The 22,826-nt window shown below is 52.1% G+C and carries 22 protein-coding genes and 1 tRNA gene; 7 read left to right on the plus strand and 16 right to left on the minus strand.

The window, feature by feature from the left end; all coding sequences use genetic code 11:
* Positions 1-101: 101 nt before the first annotated feature.
* The 6 genes from queF to CLV80_RS17985 all read right to left on the minus strand — a co-directional run bounded on the left by queF (position 102) and on the right by CLV80_RS17985 (position 4,138).
* Positions 102-566, minus strand: coding sequence for a preQ(1) synthase (gene queF, locus CLV80_RS17960; RefSeq protein WP_106359322.1), 465 nt, complete (start codon positions 564-566; stop codon positions 102-104).
* A 22-nt stretch (positions 567-588) separates the two neighbouring features.
* Complete coding sequence (queE, locus tag CLV80_RS17965; RefSeq protein WP_106359323.1) at positions 589-1,296, minus strand: 7-carboxy-7-deazaguanine synthase QueE; 708 nt, start codon at positions 1,294-1,296, stop codon at positions 589-591.
* Positions 1,293-1,646 (minus strand): 6-carboxytetrahydropterin synthase QueD, encoded by a 354-nt coding sequence (queD, locus tag CLV80_RS17970; protein ID WP_106359324.1) that lies wholly within the window; start codon positions 1,644-1,646, stop codon positions 1,293-1,295. The genes queE and queD overlap by 4 nt, the downstream gene beginning before the upstream one ends.
* Positions 1,646-2,347 carry a 7-cyano-7-deazaguanine synthase QueC gene (gene queC, locus CLV80_RS17975; protein ID WP_106359325.1) on the minus strand — a complete coding sequence of 234 codons (702 nt, stop codon included), beginning with the start codon at positions 2,345-2,347 and terminating at the stop codon, positions 1,646-1,648. Before queC ends, queD begins: the two co-directional genes overlap by 1 nt.
* 107 nt (positions 2,348-2,454) lie before the next feature.
* Complete coding sequence (gene aroB, locus CLV80_RS17980; RefSeq protein WP_106359326.1) at positions 2,455-3,579, minus strand: 3-dehydroquinate synthase; 1,125 nt, start codon at positions 3,577-3,579, stop codon at positions 2,455-2,457.
* A 1-nt stretch (position 3,580) separates the two neighbouring features.
* Positions 3,581-4,138, minus strand: a complete 558-nt coding sequence (locus CLV80_RS17985) for a shikimate kinase (protein ID WP_106359327.1) — start codon at positions 4,136-4,138, stop codon at positions 3,581-3,583.
* 152 nt (positions 4,139-4,290) lie between these two features.
* Here CLV80_RS17985 and CLV80_RS18530 point away from each other — a divergent pair, with 152 nt between their 5' ends.
* From CLV80_RS18530 to CLV80_RS18000, 4 genes are read left to right on the plus strand one after another with little or no spacing between them, the layout of a single operon-like run.
* Positions 4,291-4,443, plus strand: coding sequence for a hypothetical protein (locus tag CLV80_RS18530; RefSeq protein ID WP_165793422.1), 153 nt, complete (start codon positions 4,291-4,293; stop codon positions 4,441-4,443).
* A gap of 58 nt (positions 4,444-4,501) precedes the next feature.
* Complete coding sequence (locus CLV80_RS17990) at positions 4,502-5,947, plus strand: hypothetical protein (protein WP_243394626.1); 1,446 nt, start codon at positions 4,502-4,504, stop codon at positions 5,945-5,947.
* Between the two features lie 17 nt (positions 5,948-5,964).
* Positions 5,965-6,894, plus strand: a complete 930-nt coding sequence (locus CLV80_RS17995) for a site-specific tyrosine recombinase XerD (RefSeq protein WP_165793423.1) — start codon at positions 5,965-5,967, stop codon at positions 6,892-6,894.
* Complete coding sequence (locus CLV80_RS18000) at positions 6,894-8,189, plus strand: HlyC/CorC family transporter (protein WP_106359330.1); 1,296 nt, start codon at positions 6,894-6,896, stop codon at positions 8,187-8,189. Before CLV80_RS17995 ends, CLV80_RS18000 begins: the two co-directional genes overlap by 1 nt.
* A 37-nt stretch (positions 8,190-8,226) precedes the next feature.
* On the opposite strand, the gene CLV80_RS18005 is transcribed toward CLV80_RS18000, so the two are convergent.
* Positions 8,227-9,759, minus strand: a complete 1,533-nt coding sequence (locus CLV80_RS18005) for a helicase HerA-like domain-containing protein (RefSeq protein WP_106359331.1) — start codon at positions 9,757-9,759, stop codon at positions 8,227-8,229.
* Between the two features lie 374 nt (positions 9,760-10,133).
* Between CLV80_RS18005 and CLV80_RS18010 the strand changes: the two genes are divergently transcribed.
* Positions 10,134-10,748, plus strand: coding sequence for an invasion associated locus B family protein (locus CLV80_RS18010; RefSeq protein WP_106359332.1), 615 nt, complete (start codon positions 10,134-10,136; stop codon positions 10,746-10,748).
* A 38-nt stretch (positions 10,749-10,786) separates the two neighbouring features.
* Here CLV80_RS18010 and CLV80_RS18015 read toward each other — a convergent pair whose 3' ends face one another.
* The 4 genes from CLV80_RS18015 to CLV80_RS18030 are packed head-to-tail and all read right to left on the minus strand — an operon-like array spanning position 10,787 to position 15,022.
* Positions 10,787-11,998: a beta-ketoacyl-[acyl-carrier-protein] synthase family protein gene (locus tag CLV80_RS18015; RefSeq protein WP_106359333.1), complete on the minus strand. Its 1,212-nt coding sequence runs from the start codon at positions 11,996-11,998 to the stop codon at positions 10,787-10,789.
* Positions 11,998-12,288, minus strand: a complete 291-nt coding sequence (locus CLV80_RS18020; RefSeq protein ID WP_430383329.1) for an acyl carrier protein — start codon at positions 12,286-12,288, stop codon at positions 11,998-12,000. Before CLV80_RS18020 ends, CLV80_RS18015 begins: the two co-directional genes overlap by 1 nt.
* Positions 12,289-12,321: 33 nt before the next feature.
* Positions 12,322-13,383, minus strand: a complete 1,062-nt coding sequence (locus CLV80_RS18025) for a UDP-3-O-(3-hydroxymyristoyl)glucosamine N-acyltransferase (RefSeq protein ID WP_106359341.1) — start codon at positions 13,381-13,383, stop codon at positions 12,322-12,324.
* Between the two features lie 31 nt (positions 13,384-13,414).
* Entirely contained in the window at positions 13,415-15,022 is a 1,608-nt protein-coding gene (locus CLV80_RS18030) for a L,D-transpeptidase family protein (RefSeq protein WP_511261310.1), read from the minus strand.
* Between the two features lie 348 nt (positions 15,023-15,370).
* Here CLV80_RS18030 and mepK point away from each other — a divergent pair, with 348 nt between their 5' ends.
* Positions 15,371-15,940, plus strand: coding sequence for a peptidoglycan L,D-endopeptidase MepK (mepK, locus tag CLV80_RS18035; protein ID WP_106359335.1), 570 nt, complete (start codon positions 15,371-15,373; stop codon positions 15,938-15,940).
* Between the two features lie 386 nt (positions 15,941-16,326).
* On the opposite strand, the gene CLV80_RS18040 is transcribed toward mepK, so the two are convergent.
* From CLV80_RS18040 to CLV80_RS18050, 3 genes are all read right to left on the minus strand, one after another.
* Positions 16,327-17,100, minus strand: a complete 774-nt coding sequence (locus tag CLV80_RS18040) for a hypothetical protein (protein WP_106359336.1) — start codon at positions 17,098-17,100, stop codon at positions 16,327-16,329.
* A 139-nt stretch (positions 17,101-17,239) separates the two neighbouring features.
* Positions 17,240-17,314 (minus strand) — tRNA-Asn (locus CLV80_RS18045).
* A 66-nt stretch (positions 17,315-17,380) separates the two neighbouring features.
* Positions 17,381-18,304 carry an MBL fold metallo-hydrolase gene (locus CLV80_RS18050; RefSeq protein WP_106359337.1) on the minus strand — a complete coding sequence of 308 codons (924 nt, stop codon included), beginning with the start codon at positions 18,302-18,304 and terminating at the stop codon, positions 17,381-17,383.
* A 53-nt stretch (positions 18,305-18,357) separates the two neighbouring features.
* On the opposite strand from CLV80_RS18050, the gene CLV80_RS18055 reads away from it, so the two are divergent.
* Entirely contained in the window at positions 18,358-19,677 is a 1,320-nt protein-coding gene (locus CLV80_RS18055; protein ID WP_106359338.1) for an ATP-binding protein, read from the plus strand.
* Between the two features lie 102 nt (positions 19,678-19,779).
* On the opposite strand, the gene CLV80_RS18060 is transcribed toward CLV80_RS18055, so the two are convergent.
* The gene (locus CLV80_RS18060) at positions 19,780-20,337 is read right to left on the minus strand and encodes a hypothetical protein (RefSeq protein ID WP_133169799.1); all 558 of its coding nucleotides are present in this window, start codon (positions 20,335-20,337) and stop codon (positions 19,780-19,782) included.
* A 72-nt stretch (positions 20,338-20,409) separates the two neighbouring features.
* Positions 20,410-22,344, minus strand: a complete 1,935-nt coding sequence (locus CLV80_RS18065; protein ID WP_106359340.1) for a calcium-binding protein — start codon at positions 22,342-22,344, stop codon at positions 20,410-20,412.
* Between the last annotated feature and the right edge of the window lie 482 nt (positions 22,345-22,826).

Raw genomic sequence — 22,826 nt, forward strand, 5'->3', positions numbered from 1 at the left:
ACCGCCAACACGCCGCATAATCAAACCAACCAGATGAGCCAGACTCTCTCTTAGTTTAGGCCCGCTTTGGTTCCAAAAAACCTGACGACGGACAGAGCGTGCTATCCTCGGCCGCGATACGGTGGAACGCCTTGATCGGGAATCCAGACGCCTTCGGGCATCGCACCCGTTTGCCAGAACACATCAATTGGGATGCCCCCGCGCGGATACCAGTATCCGCCAATGCGCAGCCATTGCGGCTCAAGAAATTCTGCCAACCGACGAGCGATCGAAACTGTGCAATCTTCGTGGAACGCACCATGATTCCGGAACGAACCTAAGAACAGCTTGAGTGACTTGCTTTCGATCAGCCACGCACCGGGCACATAGTCGATGACAAGATGGGCAAAATCCGGCTGACCTGTCATCGGGCAAAGTGACGTGAATTCAGGCGCGGTAAAGCGCACGTTATATGCAACGTCGGCTTGCGGATTTGGAACGCGCTCCAACTCGGCCTCTTCGGGGGTGGCTGGCATAACCGTCGCACCACCCAGTTGCTTTAGATTGCTATAGATATCGTCACTCATACGATTTCTCCTATCGGAATGATTAAACGCCCCGTTTGTTGCCCCAGACCAGAACATGCAACTGTGGCAAAACCCGAGGGGTGAACCAGCGGTCAGCCGTCACCTTTTCAATTAGCCAATGCAGGCGGTCGATTGTGGCCGTTAGGTCCACTGGCTCGTTTGGGTCGACCTCTGAATTACCCGGTTGCAAGTACAGTGGCAGATACGGATATTTTTCGGATGCTGCTTTGGCCCAAGCATAATCCTCGTCATCAAAGATCACGATTTTCATGACTATTTCGGGCCCACCTTCTGCAGCAGAAAGGCACTTGTCGAATGCGGCCCAGTCAACGGTTTCCTCGCTTGAAGGCGGCTTGGGGCTTAGCACCAGTGTATCAAGATCGCCGAACCATGGCTTGGCGATCGAGCCTTGTGTCTCGCAGGCGAATTTATAACCGTCGGCTTTACCTAATGCGATCACTGGCCCAAAGTCTTGGATCGCAGGGTTGCCGCCAGAAATCGAAACAGTCAGTGGCCGTCCACCAGAAAGCTGGGCGACTTCTTTCCAGACCTCTACCGGTTCCATGACGTGCCAATCGTGCCGATTAGCGCTGTCCACGGCATGCATCGAGTCGCACCAGACGCAGCGATAATCACACCCACCGGCACGGATGAATACGGTCGGTTCACCGATCAGCGCGCCCTCGCCCTGAATTGTCGGCCCGAATATTTCCGCAATACGCAGTGTCATGGTCGATACTCTGCCCAAGTTTTCGGTGTTTCAGAAACCTTAACCGCCGACGCTTCCGGCCAGCGTGCTTTGCACCATTCGTAAAAATGATGCGCCATGTTTTCGGCAGTTGAGGGCCCATCCAGAACATCATTTAGGTGCCGGTGATCGAAGGTGCCGTCGATATAATCCTTCAACGGTTTTAGTTCGTGATAATCACGCACAAAACCATCCGAGTTAAGCGACGCTGCGGCCAGTTCAACGACAACAATATAGTTGTGACCATGCAAGCGCGCGCATTGGTGATCCTGTGGCAGATGCGACAGTTGATGCGAGGCTGAAAAGTGAAACTCCTTCGATATGCGAAACATCAGTTGCCCTCATGCGCCGCAATAGCGGCCTGCCAGAAATCTGGGTCTTCGTAATCCGTCGGGTCTTCGACACCTGCCAGATGGAACGCCTCGCGACGCTCGACACAGGTTCCGCAGCGCCCGCACTGTTTTTCGCCGCCCTTATAGCACGACCACGTTTCGGCAAATGGCGTTCCAACGCGTGCACCTTCGGTCACGATTTCGGCTTTGGATCGGTGCACAAATGGCGTTGACAGCGTCACATCTGCGTAACCGTCCAGCGCTGCGCGCTGCATCCGGTCAAAACTTTCGGTGAATGCAGGTCGGCAATCGGGATAGATAAAGTGATCGCCCCCATGAACCGCTGTCGCCACAGCGTCATCACCGTTCGCGGCGGCAATACCATAAGCAATGGTCAGCATAATCGCATTGCGATTCGGCACCACTGTGATTTTCATGGTCTCTTCGGCATAGTGGCCGTCGGGAACATCGATATCATCCGTCAGTGCAGAACCGCTAAGCGCGGCACCGATTTGGCGCATATCGATGATGTGATGCGGCACGCCCAACCGAACGGCACATGCTGCCGCATAATCGAGCTCTTTGCGGTGGCGCTGTCCATAATCAAAGGACACCAGCCGAGAAAGGTTGCCGTCATTGGCAACCACATGCGTAAGCGAAACAGAATCCAGTCCGCCCGAGCAGATAACAATCGTCTTCATTTTTCAGTCCTTGTTTTGTTGACCGGGTAGGCTGCGACCGGTGGAGCGCCGTTTAGACAAGGCGCGTTCAGAACGCAACAGCGATTAAAGCTGCCGTTGCCCTTCCGTTACGTGCGAGCGCGCTTCAACGCGAGCGCATCGTTCAATACCGCAAGAACCTGATCTGAGGGGACATCGGAGGTGATAAAAGCCTCCCCAATCCCACGTGCCAAGATAAAGCGCAGCTTGCCATCAAGGACCTTTTTATCTTGCCCCATCAGGGCCAAGAGCCCTTCGGCATCCGGCAGATCACCTTGGATATCCGCGACATCCACTTTCATACCCATGTCACGCAAATGCGCACGCACGCGGCTAGGGTCCTCTTGACTACAAAGCCCCAGACGTGCCGACAGTTCAAACGCCATCGCACACCCGATAGCAACGCCTTCGCCGTGCAGCAATCGGTCAGAGTAACCCGTAGCGGATTCAAGCGCGTGTCCAAAAGTATGACCAAGGTTCAGCAACGCCCGGTCACCCTGTTCGGTTTCATCTCGTTGCACGATGTCGGCTTTCATCTCGCATGAACGTGTCACCGCGCGAATCCGTGCATCCATATCGCCCGCAGCCAATGCTGGCCCTTGGGATTCGAGCCAGTCAAAAAACGCCGCATCGCCGAGCATGCCGTATTTGACGACTTCGCCATAACCAGCCAGAAAATCGCGTGCAGTCAGCGTACCCAATAGCGCGGTGTCAGCCAGAACCAGACTTGGCTGATGAAACGCGCCAATCAGGTTTTTCCCGTGCGGAGAGTTAATGCCTGTCTTTCCGCCAACTGAGCTATCCACCTGCGCCAAAAGCGTGGTTGGGATTTGCACGAAACGCACACCGCGCCGCATGATCGCTGCCGCAAAGCCAGCCAAGTCACCGATGACACCGCCACCAAAAGCGATCACGATGTCGCCGCGCTCGACCTTTTGGGCGAGTAACCACTCAACAGAACGTTCTAACTGCGCCCAACATTTCGTTGATTCTCCGGGCGGAAGGGCAAGCGCTTCTGATGTGAGCCCTGCCCGCTCTAATCCGGCCTGAAGCTCTGCCAGGTGCAGAGCAGCAACGGTTTCATCTGTCAGGATACAAACATGTTTGCGCCCACCAAGCGCTGCGACATAGGCACCAGCCTGTTCCAAAAGACCCGGACCAATATGGATGTCATATTCGCGACCGGGCAAATCGACGTGTACTGTGGCGGTCATGTTATGTGATCTCCATGATGTCGGGACGTGAAATCAGCGCGTCCAGCGCGCTTTGTGTTGTGTCTTCGATGGTTGCGTCGCGTGCAACCTGCAAACGAACACCGGCGTGTTCATAAATGGGGCGACGTTCGTTGTAGATCGTCGTCAGCGTCTGTTTGGGATTGGGCGTCCGTAGCAGCGGCCGCGTATCTTTGTGACGCACCCGATCCCAAAGCGTATCGAGATCAGCATCAAGCCAAAGCGCAACGCCCATCTCACTGATCGCTGTTCGGTTTCTTTCGGCCAAGAACGCGCCGCCACCGGTTGATACAATGCCCGGCGGGCCAGACAGTAGCCTTCGCAACACCTCAGCTTCACGTTCGCGAAAAAACGCTTCGCCGTCGCGTTCAAAGATTTCAGCGATAGACAAGGCGGCTGCGGCCTCGATGGCGGCGTCACTATCAACAAACGGTACACCAAGTCGTTCGGCCATCGCGCGACCAATCGCCGACTTCCCAGACCCCATCATCCCCACCAACACAACTGTGCGATGCAGCTGATATTCCGGTCCGTCCGTCATTCGATTATGCCCCCCGACATTCGGCATAATGCCGCCTCACGTAAAATTAATGAATGAATGCCGTGATCTTGCGGAAAAGGCCATATATAAACACTTCAATAGTTGGCATTAAGACCACATACTGAGGCATATAAAGAGGAACGGGGCAGATAATGTTGCGGCTCATCAAGGCACTTTTGTTTTTATTCGTTTTGGCAGGCGTCGGTTTGATCGCGTTTGCCTATATCGGACCGATATTTTTTCCGGCTGATTTTGCGGCCCCTTCAAGCGAGGTAACGCGCCCTGTTACGCTGGAAACAAACTAAACGCGCCGCGCTTTTTTGCTGTGCGATAAGCACGCCCCTATTTGCCCAAGACGAACCCTTGTCGGCAATAGATTGGCTTTCGCGCAGCGTACAGCCAAACATTACGATGATGGAACCGCCCGTTAGCCATGGTGCGACATCGCCACGTGTTACCGTGACGCCGCTTGATCGCCCATCAAAGGACCCAATTGGCCTGCTGCCGGCTGATGTAACGGGGTTACCGCCGACCATCTGGTCATCTAGCAATGAAGATACACTTGTCACGCTATTGATGGCGGAACGCATTGAAATGCTGCCCGCAATTCAAGAGTTCGTAAAGGTGCTTATCCTCGCTGAGGCAGACCCACCGCTTAACGCCAGCCCCAGCGGCAGGTTGTTTTTGGCCCGCGTTGATAAGCTACTTGATCTTGGTGCAATTGAACCCGCCAAAGCGCTGATCGAACAAGCCGAACCAGATACCGCCGCCTTGTTTCGCCGTTGGTTTGACGTCGCGCTACTGACTGGAACCGAAAACGATGCCTGCGATGTTATGGGGCAAAAGCCCTCCATCGCACCGACGTATTCTGCGCGCATTTTCTGCCTTGCGCGGAACGGTGACTGGTCTACTGCTGCGCTGACATTGAACACCCACCGCGTCCTTGGCGACATTACACAATCCGAAGAAATGCTACTAACGCGCTTTCTTGACCCTGAGATATTCGAAGGCGAACCGCCGCTTGATCCACCTGCCCGGATAAGTCCGCTGATGTTCCGTATGCACGAAGCAATTGGGGAAGGTTTGATAACCGCTGACCTGCCTCTGGCGTTCTCGCACGCGGATTTACGCCCAACGGTTGGTTGGAAATCTCAGATAGAGGCAGCCGAACGTTTAGCACGACATGGGGCAGTTTCGGAAAATGTCTTACAGGACTTTTATACAGCTCATACGCCTGCCGCATCTGGTGGCGTTTGGGATCGTGCACGCGCGGTACAACGGTTTGACCGCGCGGTCACAAACCAAGATGCCGATGCGATTGCCCTAACTCTTCCTGCTGCTTGGGCCGCCATGAAGCAAGCGCGCACAGAAATTCAATTCTCAAAGCTCTACACACAAGCGCTGCAAGATACGGAGTTGTCAGGCGACGCGCGTTCGATTGCGATCACCGTCGGGCTTTTGTCCCCCAACTATGAAGAGGTCGCGATCAACGCAGAAACCACGTCATATGACCCATTCTTAATTGCCCTAGCGCGTGGGCGCCCCCAAGAAGTTCGCGTGACGTCCCCAACTGCGCTCGCTATTCAAGCGGCATTCAACGGTGCCCAACCGCCTGCTGTACTGCAAACTTTGGTCGATGACGGTAAGCTTGGTGAGGCACTGTTGCGTACTACTGCGATCTTTAACCATGGCTATGCAGGCGATTTTCGATCATTAACTGACGCATTGTCATTGATGCGCACTGTCGGCTTAGAAGACGTTGCGCGCAGGGCGGCTCTTCAATTGATGATTTTGGAACGTGCGACGTGACAGCAACGAACCGATCAATGGCACGCTGGATTCAAGTTTTTCTCGAAGCGCAAGCCGCTGAACTGGATGCGGCAACGAACACACAGTTGGCCTACGCACGCGACTTGCAAAACTTGGCAGCATGGCTTGCCGATAAAAATTTACACTTTTCAAGTATAACCCGCGATCATGTGGAAAGCTATTTGATTGATTGCGAAAACGAAGGGCTATCCAAAGCAACGCGCGCGCGCCGGTTATCAGCGATCAAACAACTATACAGGTTCGCCTTCGAAGAAGGATGGCGTGAAGATAACCCCGCAATCCAAATCAAAGGACCTGGGCGCGCAAAACGCCTACCCAAAACGCTTGATGTCGCAGAGGTCGACCGTCTTTTAGACGCTGCACGCAATACCCCACGCGAGGCATTGCGCAACACATGCCTGATGGAATTGCTATATGCGACCGGAATGCGCGTAACCGAATTAGTCAGCCTACCCGTGTCATCCGCGCGCGGTGATCCGCGCATGCTATTGGTCCGCGGTAAGGGCGGCAAAGAACGTCTTGTTCCTCTATCGCCCCCTGCCCGCGTAGCATTGGCGGCTTATCTGATTTCACGTGACGCCGCCGAAGACGCAGGACGTAAAGACGGCAAACCAACCTCATCATTCCTGTTCCCCTCGCGCGGAAAGCTTGGCCACCTGACCCGGCACCGCTTTTTTGGATTGATAAAGGAATTCGCGGTGGCTGGCGGTGTTTCGCCGGAAAAAGTAACACCGCACACACTGCGCCACGCATTTGCGACGCATTTATTGGCTGGCGGCGCAGATTTACGGTCTATTCAGACAATGTTGGGGCATGCGGACGTAGCGACAACAGAAATCTATACACATGTTCTAGATGAACGACTAAAAGAGCTGGTGCTCGAACATCACCCGCTTGCAAAAGCCGGCAAAACCGAAAGACCGTAATGGACACCCTGACTTCTGACGCCACATTTTGGATAACAGCTGGCGCAATCCTAATCCTACTTATCCTATCCGGCTTTTTCTCGGGGTCGGAAACGGCGTTGACCGCAGCATCACGAGGCAAATTGCGCACAGCAGCCGATAAGGGCTCAAAAGGCGCACAGACTGCGCTCCAAGTAACCGAAGACAGTGAGCGCTTGATCGGCTCCGTTTTGCTTGGCAACAACGTTGTGAATATCTTAGCGACGTCACTTGCCACTGCACTGCTGACGAAAATCTTCGGTCAAAACGGCGTGGCAGCGGCAACGCTGATTATGACATTGCTGGTGCTGATCTTTGCCGAAGTGTTACCTAAAACATTTGCTATCACTTACCCGGAAACGGTCGCCTCAAAGGTCGCTGGCCCCATTGCGCTTGTTGTTTTGGTGTTTTCGCCGATGGTGGCCGCCGTACGTTACCTAGTACGCGGCGTGCTATATCTGTTTGGCGTGCGAACTGACCCCGACAGTAACATTCTTGCCGTACGCGAAGAAATTGCTGGGGCGTTGCAGCTGGGCCATTCAGAAGGGATCGTTGAAAAAGAAGATCGTGACCGGATTTTGGGTGCGTTGGACCTGAACGAACGCGCAGTCGAAGAAATCATGTTACACCGTTCTAGCATCCAAATGGTCGATGCGGATCAGAGCCCACAAGACATGCTGACGCAAATCCTAGATAGCCCGCACACGCGCTTGCCGCTTTATCGCGGCGATCAGGAGAATATTGTTGGCGTGATCCACGCCAAAGATTTGCTACGTGCAATGCATAAGTTACTGGCTGGATCAGACGCCCAAGGCCTCGCCGCGTTTGATGTGATGAAAGTCGCTATGCCGCCGTATTTTGTTCCGGAAACGACCACGCTAGACGATCAGATGCGTAACTTTTTAAAACGACAAACCCACTTTGCATTGGTTGTTGACGAATATGGTGGATTACAGGGGTTGATTACCCTTGAAGATATCCTTGAAGAAATTGTTGGCGAAATCGCTGATGAATTCGACGATCACGAAGAAGATATGATCGAAGCCACCGCCGACGGTGCTTATATCGTTGATGGTGGCATGACGATCCGTGACTTGAACCGCGCGCATGACTGGGGCCTACCAGACGACGAAGCAAATACAGTCGCAGGCCTTGTAATTCACGAAGCCCAGATGATCCCCGTCGAAGGCCAGGTATTTTCGTTCCATGGCTTCCGGTTTGAGGTTCTCAAGAAAGAAGAAAACCGGATCGCAACGCTAAAAATTCGACAGCTTTGATTTAGGGAGGGTGGATTGAAATCCACCCTACGAAGAACTACCGCGCCTTAAACAAACTGCCCAAAATTCCACGAACAATCCGGCGGCCTGTAGTACCCTTAAGCTCTTTGGCGACGACAGACGCCAATGCACCACCAAAACCGCCACCCGACGATTTTCGCGACGTCGAACGGCTACGGCTTTGGTTGAGCCCGCCATCATAGCGGCGCGCATTCCGAAATTCGCGCTCTTTCTCGTCCGCTTCTGCTTCGGCGGCCTTGGCTTCTTTGGCCGCAGCCTCTGCCTTTTTCGCCAACATCTCATGTGCACTTTCACGATCAAGCGGCGTATCGTATTTACCAGCCATGGCCGATGCATTCATTACCGCCTTGCGCGCGGCATAATCAATTGGGCCCAGCTGTGACGATGGCGGACGGATCAGGGTACGTTCGACAACTTGCGGAATCCCCTTTCGGTCAAGGAAAGACGTGACCGCCTCGCCTGTGCCGACTTCTTGGATCGCCTCTGCTGTATCAAACGCCGGGTTATCGCGATAGGTTTCGGCCGCTGTCTTTAGCTCCTTACGGTCTTTGGCCGTAAACGCCCGCAGCGCATGCTGCACACGGTTACCAAGCTGACCCAGGACATCATCAGGAATATCACCCGGGTTTTGCGTGACGAAATAGACCCCAACCCCTTTCGATCGGATCAAACGCGCGACCTGTTCGACCTTATCAACAAGAACTTTCGGTGCATCGTCAAATAGCAAATGCGCCTCATCAAAAAAGAAGACAAGCTTGGGTTTATCCGGGTTACCGACTTCGGGCAGTTCTTCGAACAACTCTGACAATAGCCACAACAAGAACGTCGCATACAAGCGCGGGCTGCCCATCAATTGGTCTGCGGCAAGAATGTTGATCTCTCCGCGACCACCTCGGATGCCCATCATGTCTGACAAATCAAGAGCCGGCTCACCGAACAACGCAGACCCACCTTGATTTTCGAGCACCAGCAGCTCGCGCTGAATTGCCCCTACAGAAGAAGACGCAACATTGCCGTAGCGCAGCGAAAGTTCTTTCGCATTTTGCCCTACCCACACGAGCATCGCCTGCAGATCCTTTAGATCCAAGAGAGGAAGACCCTCTTCGTCGGCTACGCGGAATGCAACGTTTAATACGCCTTCTTGAACATCGGTGAGGCCCATCAAACGCGCCAGCAACAGTGGCCCCATCTCTGCGACAGTCGCGCGAATGGGGTGGCCTTTTTCCCCGAACAAGTCCCAAAATGTTACAGGAAAGCTGTCGTATTGCAGGTCAAGGCCGATGGTTTTGGCGCGCTTTGTAAATGCCTCGTGCAATTTGAAATCCGCACTTCCGGCAGCAGCAAGCCCCGACAGGTCACCTTTCACGTCAGATAGAAACACCGGGACACCAGCGGCAGAGAACTCTTCCGCCATGATTTGTAACGTCACAGTTTTACCTGTGCCGGTCGCTCCGGCAATCAGACCGTGACGGTTCGCTTTATCAAGTAGCATGGTTTGCGCCACGCCGTAATCCTGTGCGCCGCCACCGATAAAGATATGATCTGCCATGCTGCCGTCCCTCATTTTAAGTTTGTATCAAAATACATCCTTAGCCAATTGATGCTAGCCTAAAGCATGGCCCAAACGCAGCCTTGCGTTACATCAGCTATTTTTCCCCGCAACTCTATAGTGTTCAATACAGTCGGTTTTTCAGGTTACGCGATTCTTATTTAATATTGACGCACCCTGTCACATTGCGTAACTTTCATGACAATTAGTCGGCCAAGTCCGGCAGGGAAAAATGGAAAAGGGTTCCTTCGGGGGCCCTTTTTCTATTTCAGCACGCGCATTTGTGAGCGGAACATAGCCTTGACAGGCCATTCCCCCACTGACAGCCCTAAACGCCCATGATAAGCAGGCTCAAAAGCTAAAGGACCTATCTTATGCGCAGTACATTTAAATCAATCGTTGTTGCCGCCTTGTTGGTGCAAGGAACAACAGCTTTCGCCCAAGATGCGACAGAAGCCGAAGTAGAAACGCCCATCGAAGAAGTCACTGATTCTGCGGCGGATCTTGATCTTGGTCAACCTGCTGGCCCCGCGGTCGGACAAGCCTACATTCTGCAGGAATTCGGTGATTGGGCAATGCGCTGTGTGCGCGCACCAGAAGATGAAGCAGACCCCTGCAATATGTACCAATTGCTAAGCGACAGCGAAGGCAACGCAATCGCTGAGTTTAACTTCTTCCGTCTGCCAGAGGGAGCAACCGCCGCAGCCGGCGCAACAGTTGTTGTTCCACTTGAAACACTGCTGACCCAACAGTTAACTCTTGCAGTTGATGGGCAAAATGCGCGCAGCTATCCGTTTCGCTTTTGCAATCAAGGCGGCTGTGTCGCGCGGCTTGGTTTTACCGAAGCAGAGATAAACCAGTTTAAACGTGGTGCCGGCGCGACAATTCGCCTTGTGCATGCTGCGAATCCAAACCAAGAAATCATGCTCGATTTATCGCTGACCGGCTTTACCGCAGGATACGAAGGGTCAGTTGGCCCAAGCGAATAAGATCGATTGCACCTGACCGTAAGGTCGGGTGCAATTCCCTAATTTAGGTTGCGCAGTGCAAGAACTGCGTTCAATCCACCAAACGCAAATGCATTGGACAACACAACGTCGACCTTTGCGTCACGTGCTTCATTCGGCACCACATCCATTGCGCATTCTGGATCGGCCTCTTCATAGCCAATTGTCGGGGCAATCACGCCGTCCTTTAGCGCCATGATACAGGCAAGTAGTTCCACGGCGCCTGTTCCACCGATCAAATGACCATGCATGGATTTCGTCGAGGACATCATAAGGTGATCAGCGTGATGGCCAAAGACATCAGCCACCGCAGCGCATTCTGTTTTGTCGTTTGCCGCCGTTCCAGTGCCATGTGCGTTGATATATCCGACACTGTCCAACGCTACGCCCGCATCTTTTACTGCCCCTGCGATTGCGCGCGCGGCACCTTGCTTTGATGGGGTAACGATATCAGACGCGTCAGATGACATTGCAAAGCCAGCAACTTCGCACAGTATGTCAGCACCGCGCGCCACCGCATGCTCATAATCTTCGAACACATAGACCGCAGCGCCTTCACCTTGGACCATACCGTTACGGGTAGCTGAAAACGGGCGGCAGGCGTCTTTGGACATGACGCGTAAACCTTCCCAGGCTTTTATCCCGCCAAAGCAAAGCATCGCTTCTGAGCCGCCAGTGATCATGACTTTGGACATACCGCTACGAACCATGTTGAACGCCTGTCCCATCGCGTGATTGGACGATGCACAAGCCGTCGCAACCGTGAACGTTGGTCCGCGCAAATTCCATTCTATGGAAACATGGCTTGCGGCCGCATTGTTCATCAGTCGTGGCACGATGAACGGGTGTACGCGATTTTTCCCTTCTTCATAGACAGCGCGATAGTTTTCATCTTGGGTTGTAAGCCCACCACCAGAGGTCCCCAAAACCACACCAGATCTATCAGCCAACTCGCCAGAGAACGTTAAGCCTGATTGGCTGATGGCCTGACGCGCGGCAAGCAATGCAAATTGGGTAAAGCGATCATAAAGCGCAAGCTGTTGGCGGTTAAAATGGCTGGCCTCTTCATAGCCTTTAATCTGCCCACCGATCTGGATGGACAGGCGATCAACGTCTTTTATGTCAAGCGGTCCAATGCCACAGCGACCTTCGCGGAATGCTTCGAACGTGCTGGCAATATCTGTACCAAGCGGGTTCATTGTCCCCGCGCCAGTAATAACGACACGACGCATTATGAGGATTGCTCGGTTTTAAGCTTATCGACAGCATCTACGATCGACGCGATGGACGATATGTCGAAATCACTTTCGGTTGGATCGTTCGCATTGAATGGAACCGTAATGTCAAAGCTTTCCTCGATTGCGAAAATGCTTTCGACTAAGCCAAGGCTATCGATCCCCAAATCTGCAAGCGTGTGCTCCATCTTAACGTCAGATGGTTCAAGCATGGCCTGCTCTGCTATTATTGCGATCACCTGTTCTTTGATGCTCATGGTCTGAGATCCGTTATTGTTTAATGCGATTTAGGTCGTTTTGCCTAAGAATGAAACAGTTTCTTAACGCTTTGCCAAACTGTTCAACAATCGTGGCAACCGACGTAGCGCTTTGTAACTTTCTAGGTGCGTGTTCATTTTTGTTGCGGGATACCCCATCATGACCCGGCCGGCCGGTACGTTTGACAACACGACAGAGCCACCGCCCAACACGACATCAGCGCCAATTGTAACGTTATCTGCGATGCCAGCCTTCCCCCCGACGACAACGCGATCACCGATAACTGTCGACCCTGCAACGCCAGCTTGGGCGCATAGCAAACAGTGTTCACCAACAATGACATTGTGCCCAACCTGCACCAGATTATCGATTTTGGTACCCTTGCCCACATGCGTTGCCCGGATTGTTCCGGCATCGACAGTGGACCCTGCCCCAATTTCCACGTCATCCCCGATTTCAACACTCCCCAAAGAATGGATACGGTGCCATGTCGGGTCATCAGGCGCCGCCATGGGGACGTTACCTAGTGTTTCACGGGCGAGCTCAACATTTGATGGTTCGACGCTTACAAAGGAAAACCCATCGGCCCCGATCACGACGTTTGGCTGCAATATGACGCGCGTGCCCAACACTACGTTTCGCTGTATCCGGACGCCGGCATGTAGATGGCAATCTTTACCAATAACCACGTTCACGCCAATGCTCACATGATCAGCAACCCATGTCCCTGCCCCGATCACAGCATCAGCACCGATGACTGCAAAAGCGCCAATCACAACCCCTTCACCAATCTGCGCCGAAGGATCGATAACCGCGTGCTCGCTAACTCCTGAACCGGACATTGGCTTGTCCAACATTTGCGTCAGACCGGCCATCGCCAAACGGGCGCGCGGTGCATAAATTGCGGCCTCGAGCCCCAATGCCTTCCAATCGGCGCCGGGCCAGACAACAGCGACCCGCGCATTCCCTTGGGACAGTGCATCGCCGTACGCTGGCGTCATCGCTAAGGCCAAATCACTGCACCCTGCGGTTCCCGGTTCAGACGCCCCATCGACCAAAATGTCAACGGCGCCAAAGGCCTGAGCCCCGAGCGCCGCTGCGATATCTTTGATTGAATGTGCCATCATACCCTCGGATTAAATTCCGAGGTCAGATTTACCCGCGAACGGCGCGAACCGCCACCCCTTCGCGTGAAAGTGCGTTCCAAATACGTGCATCACGACCATAGACGTCACGGCGATATTGCATATGACCTTCTGGTTTTGTGAAAGCTGTCCGGTAGACCAAATGTACTGGAACCGGATCATTCAAGTTAACACGTTGCTCTGTGCCAGTCCGCAAGCGGCTTTGAAAGAACTCTTCTGGGTTGGAAACCTGACGTGCCAACAGCGCATAAGCAAAGTCGAACGGATCCGCGAGCCGAATACAGCCATGGCTAAACGCACGTGTTTCACGGCCAAACAGGCTTTTGGATGGCGTATCATGTAGATAGATATTGTACCGGTTCGGGAACATAAACTTCACAAGACCCAAAGCATTACCCCGGCTCGGAGGCTGGCGCATGGAAAAAGGGAAGTTTGCTTCGGTGTATTGCGTAAAGTCGACTGCACCACGGTTGACTGTTCGTCCCCGCGAGTCAGTGATTTGAAGCTGACTAACCGCATTTGGGTTTTGCTGAAGCTGTGGCAGATATTCTTTGGTGATGATTGAACGCGGTACATACCAGCTTGGGTTAATGACCATGAACTCCATCACATCAGAAAATTCAGGGCTGACGCGGTCACGGTGGTTCGCACCGATCACAGAGCGCGTTTCAAATGTTACCACATCATTATCTACGATTTTGGCGGTAAAATCAGTGAGGTTCACCCAAATATGACGTGTACCGCGCGGGCGGTTATTCCAGCGTTCGCGCTCCATCGCGACGATGATAGACTGCAAGCGCGTTTCTGGGGCGACATTGATTTCACGCAATGTGCCCTGTCCGGCAGTGCCATCAATCGCAAGGCCATGAGCCTGCTGAAACCGCTGTACCGCCGCTACGATAGCTGCATCATAAGTCTGGGTATTGGTACGCTCAAGAAAGCCCATCGCGATCAAACGGTTACGAAGCGCAACAACACTGTTACCGCTGCTCCCCGCCTCTAGCTTACCGCCCGGGACAGTTGGCCCCCAGCCACCCGCAGCAAGTAAACGTTCCATCGCGATTTTTTCGCGCATCAAACGAGTATACTCAGGCGAGCTTGGTGGAAGTGCACGCAAGAATGAATCAGGATTGGACTGTACAAACGCACGCGCCGTCGCAAGCCGCGAACGATAGGGTACCTGGCGATGAATATTACTATCAACCCGGGACGGAACAAGGATACCGGTCTGCACATCCCGTGCGTACTGCAAAAACATCCGAGTGAGTTCCACCTCGACGTTGCCTTGCTCACTGGCAGTTGATGCCGATTGTAGGCGCGCCATCAGCGGCTGAGGGTCGTATCGCGCAGACGACAACCCATGATCACCGGCGGACGCGAACGCTGCCATCAGCGCATTACGCCGGCGACGGTCACCGCTTGTGCTCCAGATACCTTCATAGTTACGCTCGCGATAGAACGCGGCAATATCGTCGTCAGATGCAGCAGCCTGTGCAACGGCTTGACGAAAATCTGTCACTTGCGCCTGTGCTATCGGAGCCGCAAATAGCATTACCGCAATCGCACTCATGAAAAGCCAAACGCGTGCGGTTATCGCACTGAAAGGCATACTCTTCATCAACATTACTCTTCCCCCAAGAAAATCTTGTTCTAAACCTAGTCTAATAGGCAATAAACTTAAATAAGAGTATGAATATCCTTACTTTGAGGAAGTCCATTCATAATCCCGCGAGCCGCCGTCACAACCCATCCGGTGTTGCGCCAATGCAGCCTAACTTTCAAGCGCCCGTAAGGTTCCCGCATATATTCTGCGCTATTTCTCGCTTATTTCCCCTTTATTCGGTAAAATCGATGCAAACACCCCTTGGTGAACGAATCAAAATGTGCCATAAAATGTGCACATCTGGGGACACGATGAAAAAAGCCGCAAAGCGGCACAGTTGAGCGACGGGACAGGCGCAATTCAATGACGAACAAAAACTCCTCTGGGATCACACGTCGCGGCTTGCTTGGTGCATTTGCGGCGACGGCAGTAGCGGCAACTCCAACATATGCGAACGCAGCCGGATTTCTTCGCGGCGCAGGCGATATCCGACGAATCTCTATGTATTCGGGTCGTACTGGCGAAAGTTTAGACACGATTTATTGGATCGAAGGCGAATACATCGCTGAGGCTGTCCGCGAAATTAACGTCCACATGCGCGATTGGCGCACTGGTGAAGCAGTGCAGATGGATTTGCGCACCATTGATATTATGGCTGCGGCTTCCAACCTGATGGAAGCAAGTGAACCCTACCTTCTTTTGTCTGGCTACAGATCACCGCAAACCAACGCGATGTTGCGCAGCCAATCGTCTGGCGTTGCACGTAATTCGCTCCACATGCGCGGCCAAGCCGCTGACCTGAGACTGCAAAGCCGGTCAACTGCGCAAATGGCCAGCGCAGCTGTCGCCTGTCACGCTGGCGGTGTTGGCCGATATAATGGTTCAAACTTTGTTCACATGGATTGCGGCCCAATTCGGACTTGGCGGGGATAGTATCCGATCATTGAACGACGCTATCAAAGGGGGCTTTGAGCCCTCTTTTTCATTTATGCCACCATACCTCAATAGATTCAGATATCCTTAACAAGCCTGCCCGTTGCGCAAAGGGCTTCTGTCAGACCATCAGCCAGGAGACATAGCTCTTCAACATATGGCATTTCTGGATCGAGGTCTGTGCACACAAAGAACATTGCTCTTTTTGACCGGATCGAGGCCTACGTTTCGGATCTGTCCGCAATCGGAGATTGGAGCTTCATAGCACCCGGTGCCCATGAAGAGTCTCGGGCGCTGACTTTCCGATGCAGCATCCCAGACTGGCTGAAACCGATCACGGATATCTTCGGGCCAGTCTTCCATTGGAATAGAAAGTGTTGAAGGTCTCATTTTTGACCTCCCTTCAAATGGTCCTCAATCTCTGCGTGGAAATCAACGTTCGTAAGTACCCGACGTGTATAACGGTCAAGAAGCGCCAGATAATTCTTTTGGGCAACCAGTTTGCAAACTTCGGCGTAGTAAGAACGGGTCGTCTCAGACTTCTTATGCCCGAGTAGTTCCTGGACCAGGCTCATCGCGCTCGGGTTCATATCCAGGATCACCTTGCCTGCAATATGACGCATGACTTGAAAGTCCATGTCGATCATGCAGTATTTCGCCATGTGTTTCTTGAACCTCTGGCAGAGTTTGCCTTTGCACTGATAGCCAAACCCGGCTGCGTAGCTGCCGCTTTCGCCTCGCTCCTTTCGTTCAGTTTCCGAACCAACGAAGAGATGCTCGTTGTCCGCATCGTGACCACTTTGGACGAGGACAACTGGTCGATATACATCGATGAAACGACGGATCATCTTCGTCGTCTCTTCGTCGATCTTTAGACGCGCTTTTTCGAACGCGGCAATTTCAAACCGGATCAGGTCAGTCAGGAGCGGTCTCAGCATATCCAGTTTCAAATCGTAGCATCCCTTCGCGTAGTCGAATGCAAGGGTGGTCAGCGCGGTGAGGCGTGCCGCGAGGTCCCTTGCGTTAGAAGGGATGTCGGTTCGCAAAGAGAAAGTGAGAAATAAGTTTGTTTGATAGTTTCTTATTTTTGGCAGCCTGCGACGCCAATAAAATCCGTCACCGCGTTTCTCCAGATAGCGCGTGCGTTGGTGCTGCTTCATGCTCTGACTCCGTAAGGACTCTGTGCACTTGATGTGCACTTGTTGTGACGAGCGGCGTGCATTTGTTGTGACCAGAAACGAGAAAAGGCATCCCTGAGGATACCTTTTTCTGTTGTAAATCAACACCTTGCGGGTGATTTGGCTCCGACGGTAGGGATCGAACCTACGACCAATTGATTAACAGTCAACTGCTCTACCGCTGAGCTACGTCGGAACAACTGAGGGCCGTATAGCAACGTGATTCAGTGGCGTCTAGAGGCATTTCGATAGTTTTTTGCATTCATTTCCTCTCAACGCTTAGGGCCTTAAAAAGTTGATACTTCGCGTCAAACTGCAAATCAGGTTTCGCAACTATTTGGCCACGAAGCGTCAGATCAATTGCGTGCGCGAAGACATTTCTTTGAGCTATGACACGTAGCCCGGGTGACAGACCGCGATAAAGCGAATCTGTGAGCTCCGAAATGGTTGCCGCGCCCTGCTCTAGCTGAGAAATAATCTGCGCTTCTCGCGCGTAGCGATGCGCCAACAACCATTCAAGACGCTCAGCGGGGGTTTCGATCGGCGCGCCATGCGCAGACAGGAATCGTGCGCATGGTATTACGGCAAGTTTTTTACAGGACTGCATAAATTGAGTTAAGTCGCCGTCTGGCGGTGAAATAACCGAACTAGCCCATCCCATAACGTGGTCGCCCGTGAAAATTATGTCATTCCAATGGAAACACATGTGATTGGCCATATGCCCCGGCGTGTGAACCGCTGTCACCCTGCCCCAACTGCCATCTAGGTTTTCACCATCCTTAAGTGTTTGGTCGGGTGTAAACGAATGGTCCACGCCTTCACCTCCGGTCGCTAATCCCCGCGCGACCAAGTCAGACATGACATCGCTCCGTCCGGCGCGGCTATCGCCAAAGGCCGCGATTGGCGCATTGGTCGCGGCGCTAAGGGGAGACGCAAGGCCCGAATGGTCGATATGGCTGTGCGTGACAAGTATACAGCTGACATGCCGCCCTTTCAGGGCATGCAAAATTGCAGCAAGATGCGCAGGATCATCGGGACCGGGATCAATGATGACCACATCACGATCGCCTACTATATATGTATTCGTCCCCCAGCAGGTCATCGGTGAGACATTCGGCGCAAGAATTCGCTGAAGGTCTGGCGCCAATTTTATCGCTTTACCGACCATCGGGATCTCATCTGACATTGTGATCACATTCTTAGCTTTCCGTTTTGCCACGTGAAGGATAGCGTAAGCCTATGTTCTTTCGCTGGCTTAAAAACTATATGCCGCGCGGTATTTACGCGCGCGCCGCCTTGATCCTGATATTGCCAGTGCTGCTGCTGCAATTGCTGATCTCTGTGGTGTTCATTCAACGCCATTTTGACGGCGTGACACGCATGATGACAAGTGCTGAAAGCATTGATTTGCGTTATCTCATTGAGAATACAAACCGGGCAGTCGGAATTACAGATGCCCAAGATGCCCTGACAGACATTGGTATCCCGCTTCAGATCAGGACGGCACTACCGGCAATTGATGTGCCGACAAACGACATCAAACCGTTGCTCGACTTCACCGGAAGTACGGTGATCGAGACAATTCGCAAAGGTATTCCAGACATTTTGTCTATCTCGCTTGCAGACCGCAGATTGGTCGTTGTTTGGGTTGAAACCCATCACGGCCCACTGCGTATGGAATTTAGCCGCCGTCGTGTATCTGCTTCCAACCCGCATCAGCTCCTTGTCATTATGGCTGTGACCGGTGCATTGATGACAGCGGTTGCCTTTATTTTTCTACGCAATCAACTGCGCCCAATTAAGAGAATGGCGGTAGCTGCAACAGATTATGGACGTGGACGCATTACACCTTTCACCCCGACAGGTGCGGTCGAAGTACGTGCCGCTGGCATGGCGTTCCTGGATATGCGTAACCGGCTAGAGCGTCAGATCCAAAGCCGCACACTTATGTTATCGGGTGTCAGCCATGATTTACGTACTCCACTGACACGCATGCGCCTTGGATTGTCATTTATCGATGATGAAGACGCGGCTCCTTTGATCAACGACGTCGACGAGATGCAAAGGCTTGTTGACGCTTTTCTAGATTTCGCCCGCAGTGACGCTAGCGACAAAATAGAAACACTTGCCCCAGGCGATATCATCAATGCGATAATTGAAGACAACAAACGGATGAAACGCGACTTAGGCCTGTCTGATGTCGAAGGTGAATATGAATTGGTGGCACTTCGCCCTACGGCTATCCGACGCGCGCTTGATAACCTTGTTAGCAACGCATTGCGCTATGGCAGTCACGCAGAAATAGGAGTTAGCGTGACCGACCGTGCCGTGCGTTTCTGGGTCGAAGATGATGGGCCCGGCATCCCTGTGGAACAATATGATGACGCGATCAGCCCCTTTGTTCGGCTAGACCCTGCACGTAATCAAGACAAAGGCAGTGGCGTAGGTCTTGGACTATCCATCGTTGCTGACATCGCCCGCACACATGGCGGCATTCTACGCCTTGGTAAAAGCGCGAAACTAGGCGGCCTAAAGGCCGAGCTCGTTATCGCACGATGATGAATGAATGGGGTGGTTTGGGGGACGTTGTGACCTGCCTTAATGACGGGCATGCAACTAGCATTGACCACAAAATTTTGCAGTACTTACCAATTTTAAAAATCACCTTTCGGCAGCAAAGCCCCCAACAAGAAAATCGTCACCAACATAACCGACTACGTTCCCCCCTATCGCGGCATGGTCTGCGGTCAAAAAATCTCCTTCGAGAGCGATTTCAGTCACGTAGTCATTACCGTCATTCGAAAGCGTTCCTTCTAACGTAGCTGAGAATTGCGTGATGACCATATGTGCCTCGGTTCTAACCAAGCCGGCGGCGGTGAGCGTTCCTGAATAGGCACCGTTGGTTTCATGGATGAAATTTGACGCCGTTCCGGTGATTGCGTCACCCTCAAAATCGGCGGTCACAGCAATCTGGCCGATCAATCCCTGCCCTTCCAAGGTACCGGTGACAAAGCCATAGTAACTCGCAGCGCCTGTCGTTGGTAAGTTTTCCGCCGAAGATCGCTCAATCAAAAGCCGACCGTCGGTTTCGATATACTGACTGCTAAGGGTCTGAGCATCGATGCTCATTTCGTTAAAATCGACATAGGTGACAGGACCGGTTTCACCAACCACAGGAGAAGAGTCACTTCCCCCACATGCAGACAAAGCTAAGGCCATTCCAACCGCACCGGCGCATCTAAGTTTAAAAATCAATTTTATGTCTCCATTTATGCTACGTTGGATATGCCTTCAGATCAGGAATGTGGTTTCTTCAAAGATGAAGTCATCAACTGTGATGTCGTCCACATCCGTACCGCGCAGGATCATGCGGTCGTTCCCGACTTGAATAATTGTTCCCAGAGAACCGAACGCAGAGATCTCCACACTATCGAAATCTTCCAATGTCAGCCCAACCAATGCGATCTGATCCGACCCGTCCTCAAAGTCATAGACGATTTCCAAACCTGTGTTTTCGTTGAAAATAAAAACATCCTCACCAGCGCCGCCAAGCAGACGATCAATGCCAGCGCCACCATCTAAACGATCATCCCCCGCAAGCACGTCGATGAAGTCGTTGCCTTCAAAGCCAGAGACAATGTCATCTCCCGATGACCCTAATAACGTCTCCGACTGCGCTGTACCGTCTAGCGATAAAGCCTCGCGGATATCGACGATGTCTATCCTCAGTACTTCATACGGATTAAAATTGATTGAGACATTGCCTTCGGATGATAAAAGTTCACCTGCGTCGTAATGTGTCACCACAGCTGCGACATCATGTTCATTGTAGATTTGCGTAGCAGTCAGGCCTTGGCCCTGAACGAAATGCATCCCATCGCTACTTTCGACATCGACGCCAACGAGGGTTCCTGATATTTCGTAATCTTCGGAAAAGTGGTGATTTTCGCCGATGAGCGCATCAATATTCAGATCAAATACTTGTTCCTCGTCGCTTCTTAGGCTGACATAAATATATGTGTTCGAACCATTTTCGAATACAGATATCTCGAACTCTTCACCAAAGTAGTTATCATCAACAAGCACACCTCCAACCAACACCTCTGACATCAAAGCGAACACCTCGCCCTGCACAGTGTGCATTGCTACTTCATCGTAAAGGTTCGTCGTTGTATTGTGCTGCACCGCCCAAATCTGCGCAGAATCGACACCAGCACGAAGCATATATTCAAATTGTTGCAGATTGTTTGACGCGCCTTGCATACCAACTTGGTCATAGGCATGCCGAAACACATTCCACTCTGTGATATGAAAGTCGAGATCTTCTAGCCCCGCAATCAAGGTCCAGCTGGCGAAATTTTTAGCCATTGAAGATGTCTCAAATGGCTGTCCACCGAACCGAGATCCGTCACCACTATTATTTCTAAAGTAATAATGCTGTACCAATCCGTCGATCGCGCCTTTGGCGGCATCACTCAGTTGCGACGTAATGAGTTCATTTGTGTAACTCAATTTGTCGTCCCAGCTCCACGGCTGCTCTGCGCCCTCGCCTTCGGCAGACACGGTGTTCTCTAAATAGCCCCCAGGTTTGAATTCAGCCCCCCATGGTTGCCCAACTTGTACAATAATATCCGGCTCAGCCATGCCGGTAACGAGATCACCCTCAAGCTTCAGTTCATCGATGACTTTTTGAATTTCCGGCACCAAGTAGTTTACGAGTGCGCCATATTCGGCAGACGTCATATTGCCACTGCCCCAATATTCATTTCCTAGCTCTATGGCCGTAATATTCGCGCTTGGAAGATCAGAATCGCTACGAGAAAGTAATTTTCGTACAAATGATAAAGTTGCCTCGATCTGGCTGACATCAAACGCGCGCAATTCTGAACGAGAAGCATCTAATTCGCCTATAAATAGATTGCGTGTCGGCAAAACAAATGAAGAAGATAGGTTTTGGTCGTTTATAAAATCTAAGTACTCGCTTACAGGGGTAAGTGGCGTTCCGTCCTGTCTATTTGAAGATGTTGCGTCCCAATCACGAACATCAAAAGCTGTTTCTGTAACAGTGCCACCAGGAAATCGTAAAGTGCTGACATTTAAGTTCGCTAGAACAGTGTCATAACCGTGTTCTATGCCGAGCTGATCAATATGCGTTAAATAGTTAGCACCAAAGTGGTTTGCGGTAACCTGAATACCACTATGATCGCTAACCTCGAGATTGTACATTACACCGTCCAGCTATAGCCACAATAATTAAACAACCCAAACATGCAAAATTGGTTCCGAATAATTACGAGAATTTCGAACACCTATTTAATTTCCACAATTTACCGCAGAACAATCAGGCACATTAAGTACGTCTTGCACAGTCCAATCCCTTACTATCCCTGTTACCAACCAACCGAAGACTTATCGGCTGCTTTTAGACTTCATTACATTCCAGCGAAGCGGTGAGCTCCGTTGTTTCAATACTTCCAGAAAAGACACGACACCGATATCGCCCCAAAAGGCCACATCATGGCTCTTTAGGTAATCGACTACCCAAAGGTATTAGGTTGAGCAGTCCAGGGTAACATCAGCGGATCAATGGCAGCGTGACCTAGATAATCCCGCGTGCTTTGCCCCCTGAAAACTGGATCACTTTGAGTTAGAGTTTCCGACTGCTATTTTTCTGGCTGGAAGAAGGAGTGGGCGCGATGAAAGCATCC

The organism is Yoonia maritima (genome assembly GCF_003003285.1).
GTDB lineage: Bacteria > Pseudomonadota > Alphaproteobacteria > Rhodobacterales > Rhodobacteraceae > Yoonia > Yoonia maritima.

Excerpts from the sequence above, each read along its gene's own strand:
- queF (WP_106359322.1), bottom strand. The coding sequence starts at position 566 with ATGAGTGACGATATCTATAGCAATCTAAAGCAACTGGGTGGTGCGACG.
- queE (WP_106359323.1), bottom strand. The coding sequence starts at position 1,296 with ATGACACTGCGTATTGCGGAAATATTCGGGCCGACAATTCAGGGCGAG.
- queD (WP_106359324.1), bottom strand. The coding sequence starts at position 1,646 with ATGTTTCGCATATCGAAGGAGTTTCACTTTTCAGCCTCGCATCAACTG.
- queC (WP_106359325.1), bottom strand. The coding sequence starts at position 2,347 with ATGAAGACGATTGTTATCTGCTCGGGCGGACTGGATTCTGTTTCGCTT.
- aroB (WP_106359326.1), bottom strand. The coding sequence starts at position 3,579 with ATGACCGCCACAGTACACGTCGATTTGCCCGGTCGCGAATATGACATC.
- CLV80_RS17985 (WP_106359327.1), bottom strand. The coding sequence starts at position 4,138 with ATGACGGACGGACCGGAATATCAGCTGCATCGCACAGTTGTGTTGGTG.
- CLV80_RS18530 (WP_165793422.1), top strand. The coding sequence starts at position 4,291 with ATGTTGCGGCTCATCAAGGCACTTTTGTTTTTATTCGTTTTGGCAGGC.
- CLV80_RS17995 (WP_165793423.1), top strand. The coding sequence starts at position 5,965 with ATGGCACGCTGGATTCAAGTTTTTCTCGAAGCGCAAGCCGCTGAACTG.
- CLV80_RS18000 (WP_106359330.1), top strand. The coding sequence starts at position 6,894 with ATGGACACCCTGACTTCTGACGCCACATTTTGGATAACAGCTGGCGCA.
- CLV80_RS18005 (WP_106359331.1), bottom strand. The coding sequence starts at position 9,759 with ATGGCAGATCATATCTTTATCGGTGGCGGCGCACAGGATTACGGCGTG.
- CLV80_RS18010 (WP_106359332.1), top strand. The coding sequence starts at position 10,134 with ATGCGCAGTACATTTAAATCAATCGTTGTTGCCGCCTTGTTGGTGCAA.
- CLV80_RS18015 (WP_106359333.1), bottom strand. The coding sequence starts at position 11,998 with ATGCGTCGTGTCGTTATTACTGGCGCGGGGACAATGAACCCGCTTGGT.
- CLV80_RS18025 (WP_106359341.1), bottom strand. The coding sequence starts at position 13,383 with ATGGCACATTCAATCAAAGATATCGCAGCGGCGCTCGGGGCTCAGGCC.
- CLV80_RS18030 (WP_511261310.1), bottom strand. The coding sequence starts at position 15,022 with ATGAAGAGTATGCCTTTCAGTGCGATAACCGCACGCGTTTGGCTTTTC.
- mepK (WP_106359335.1), top strand. The coding sequence starts at position 15,371 with ATGACGAACAAAAACTCCTCTGGGATCACACGTCGCGGCTTGCTTGGT.
- CLV80_RS18040 (WP_106359336.1), bottom strand. The coding sequence starts at position 17,100 with ATGAAGCAGCACCAACGCACGCGCTATCTGGAGAAACGCGGTGACGGA.
- CLV80_RS18050 (WP_106359337.1), bottom strand. The coding sequence starts at position 18,304 with ATGTCAGATGAGATCCCGATGGTCGGTAAAGCGATAAAATTGGCGCCA.
- CLV80_RS18055 (WP_106359338.1), top strand. The coding sequence starts at position 18,358 with ATGTTCTTTCGCTGGCTTAAAAACTATATGCCGCGCGGTATTTACGCG.
- CLV80_RS18060 (WP_133169799.1), bottom strand. The coding sequence starts at position 20,337 with ATGGCCTTAGCTTTGTCTGCATGTGGGGGAAGTGACTCTTCTCCTGTG.
- CLV80_RS18065 (WP_106359340.1), bottom strand. The coding sequence starts at position 22,344 with ATGTACAATCTCGAGGTTAGCGATCATAGTGGTATTCAGGTTACCGCA.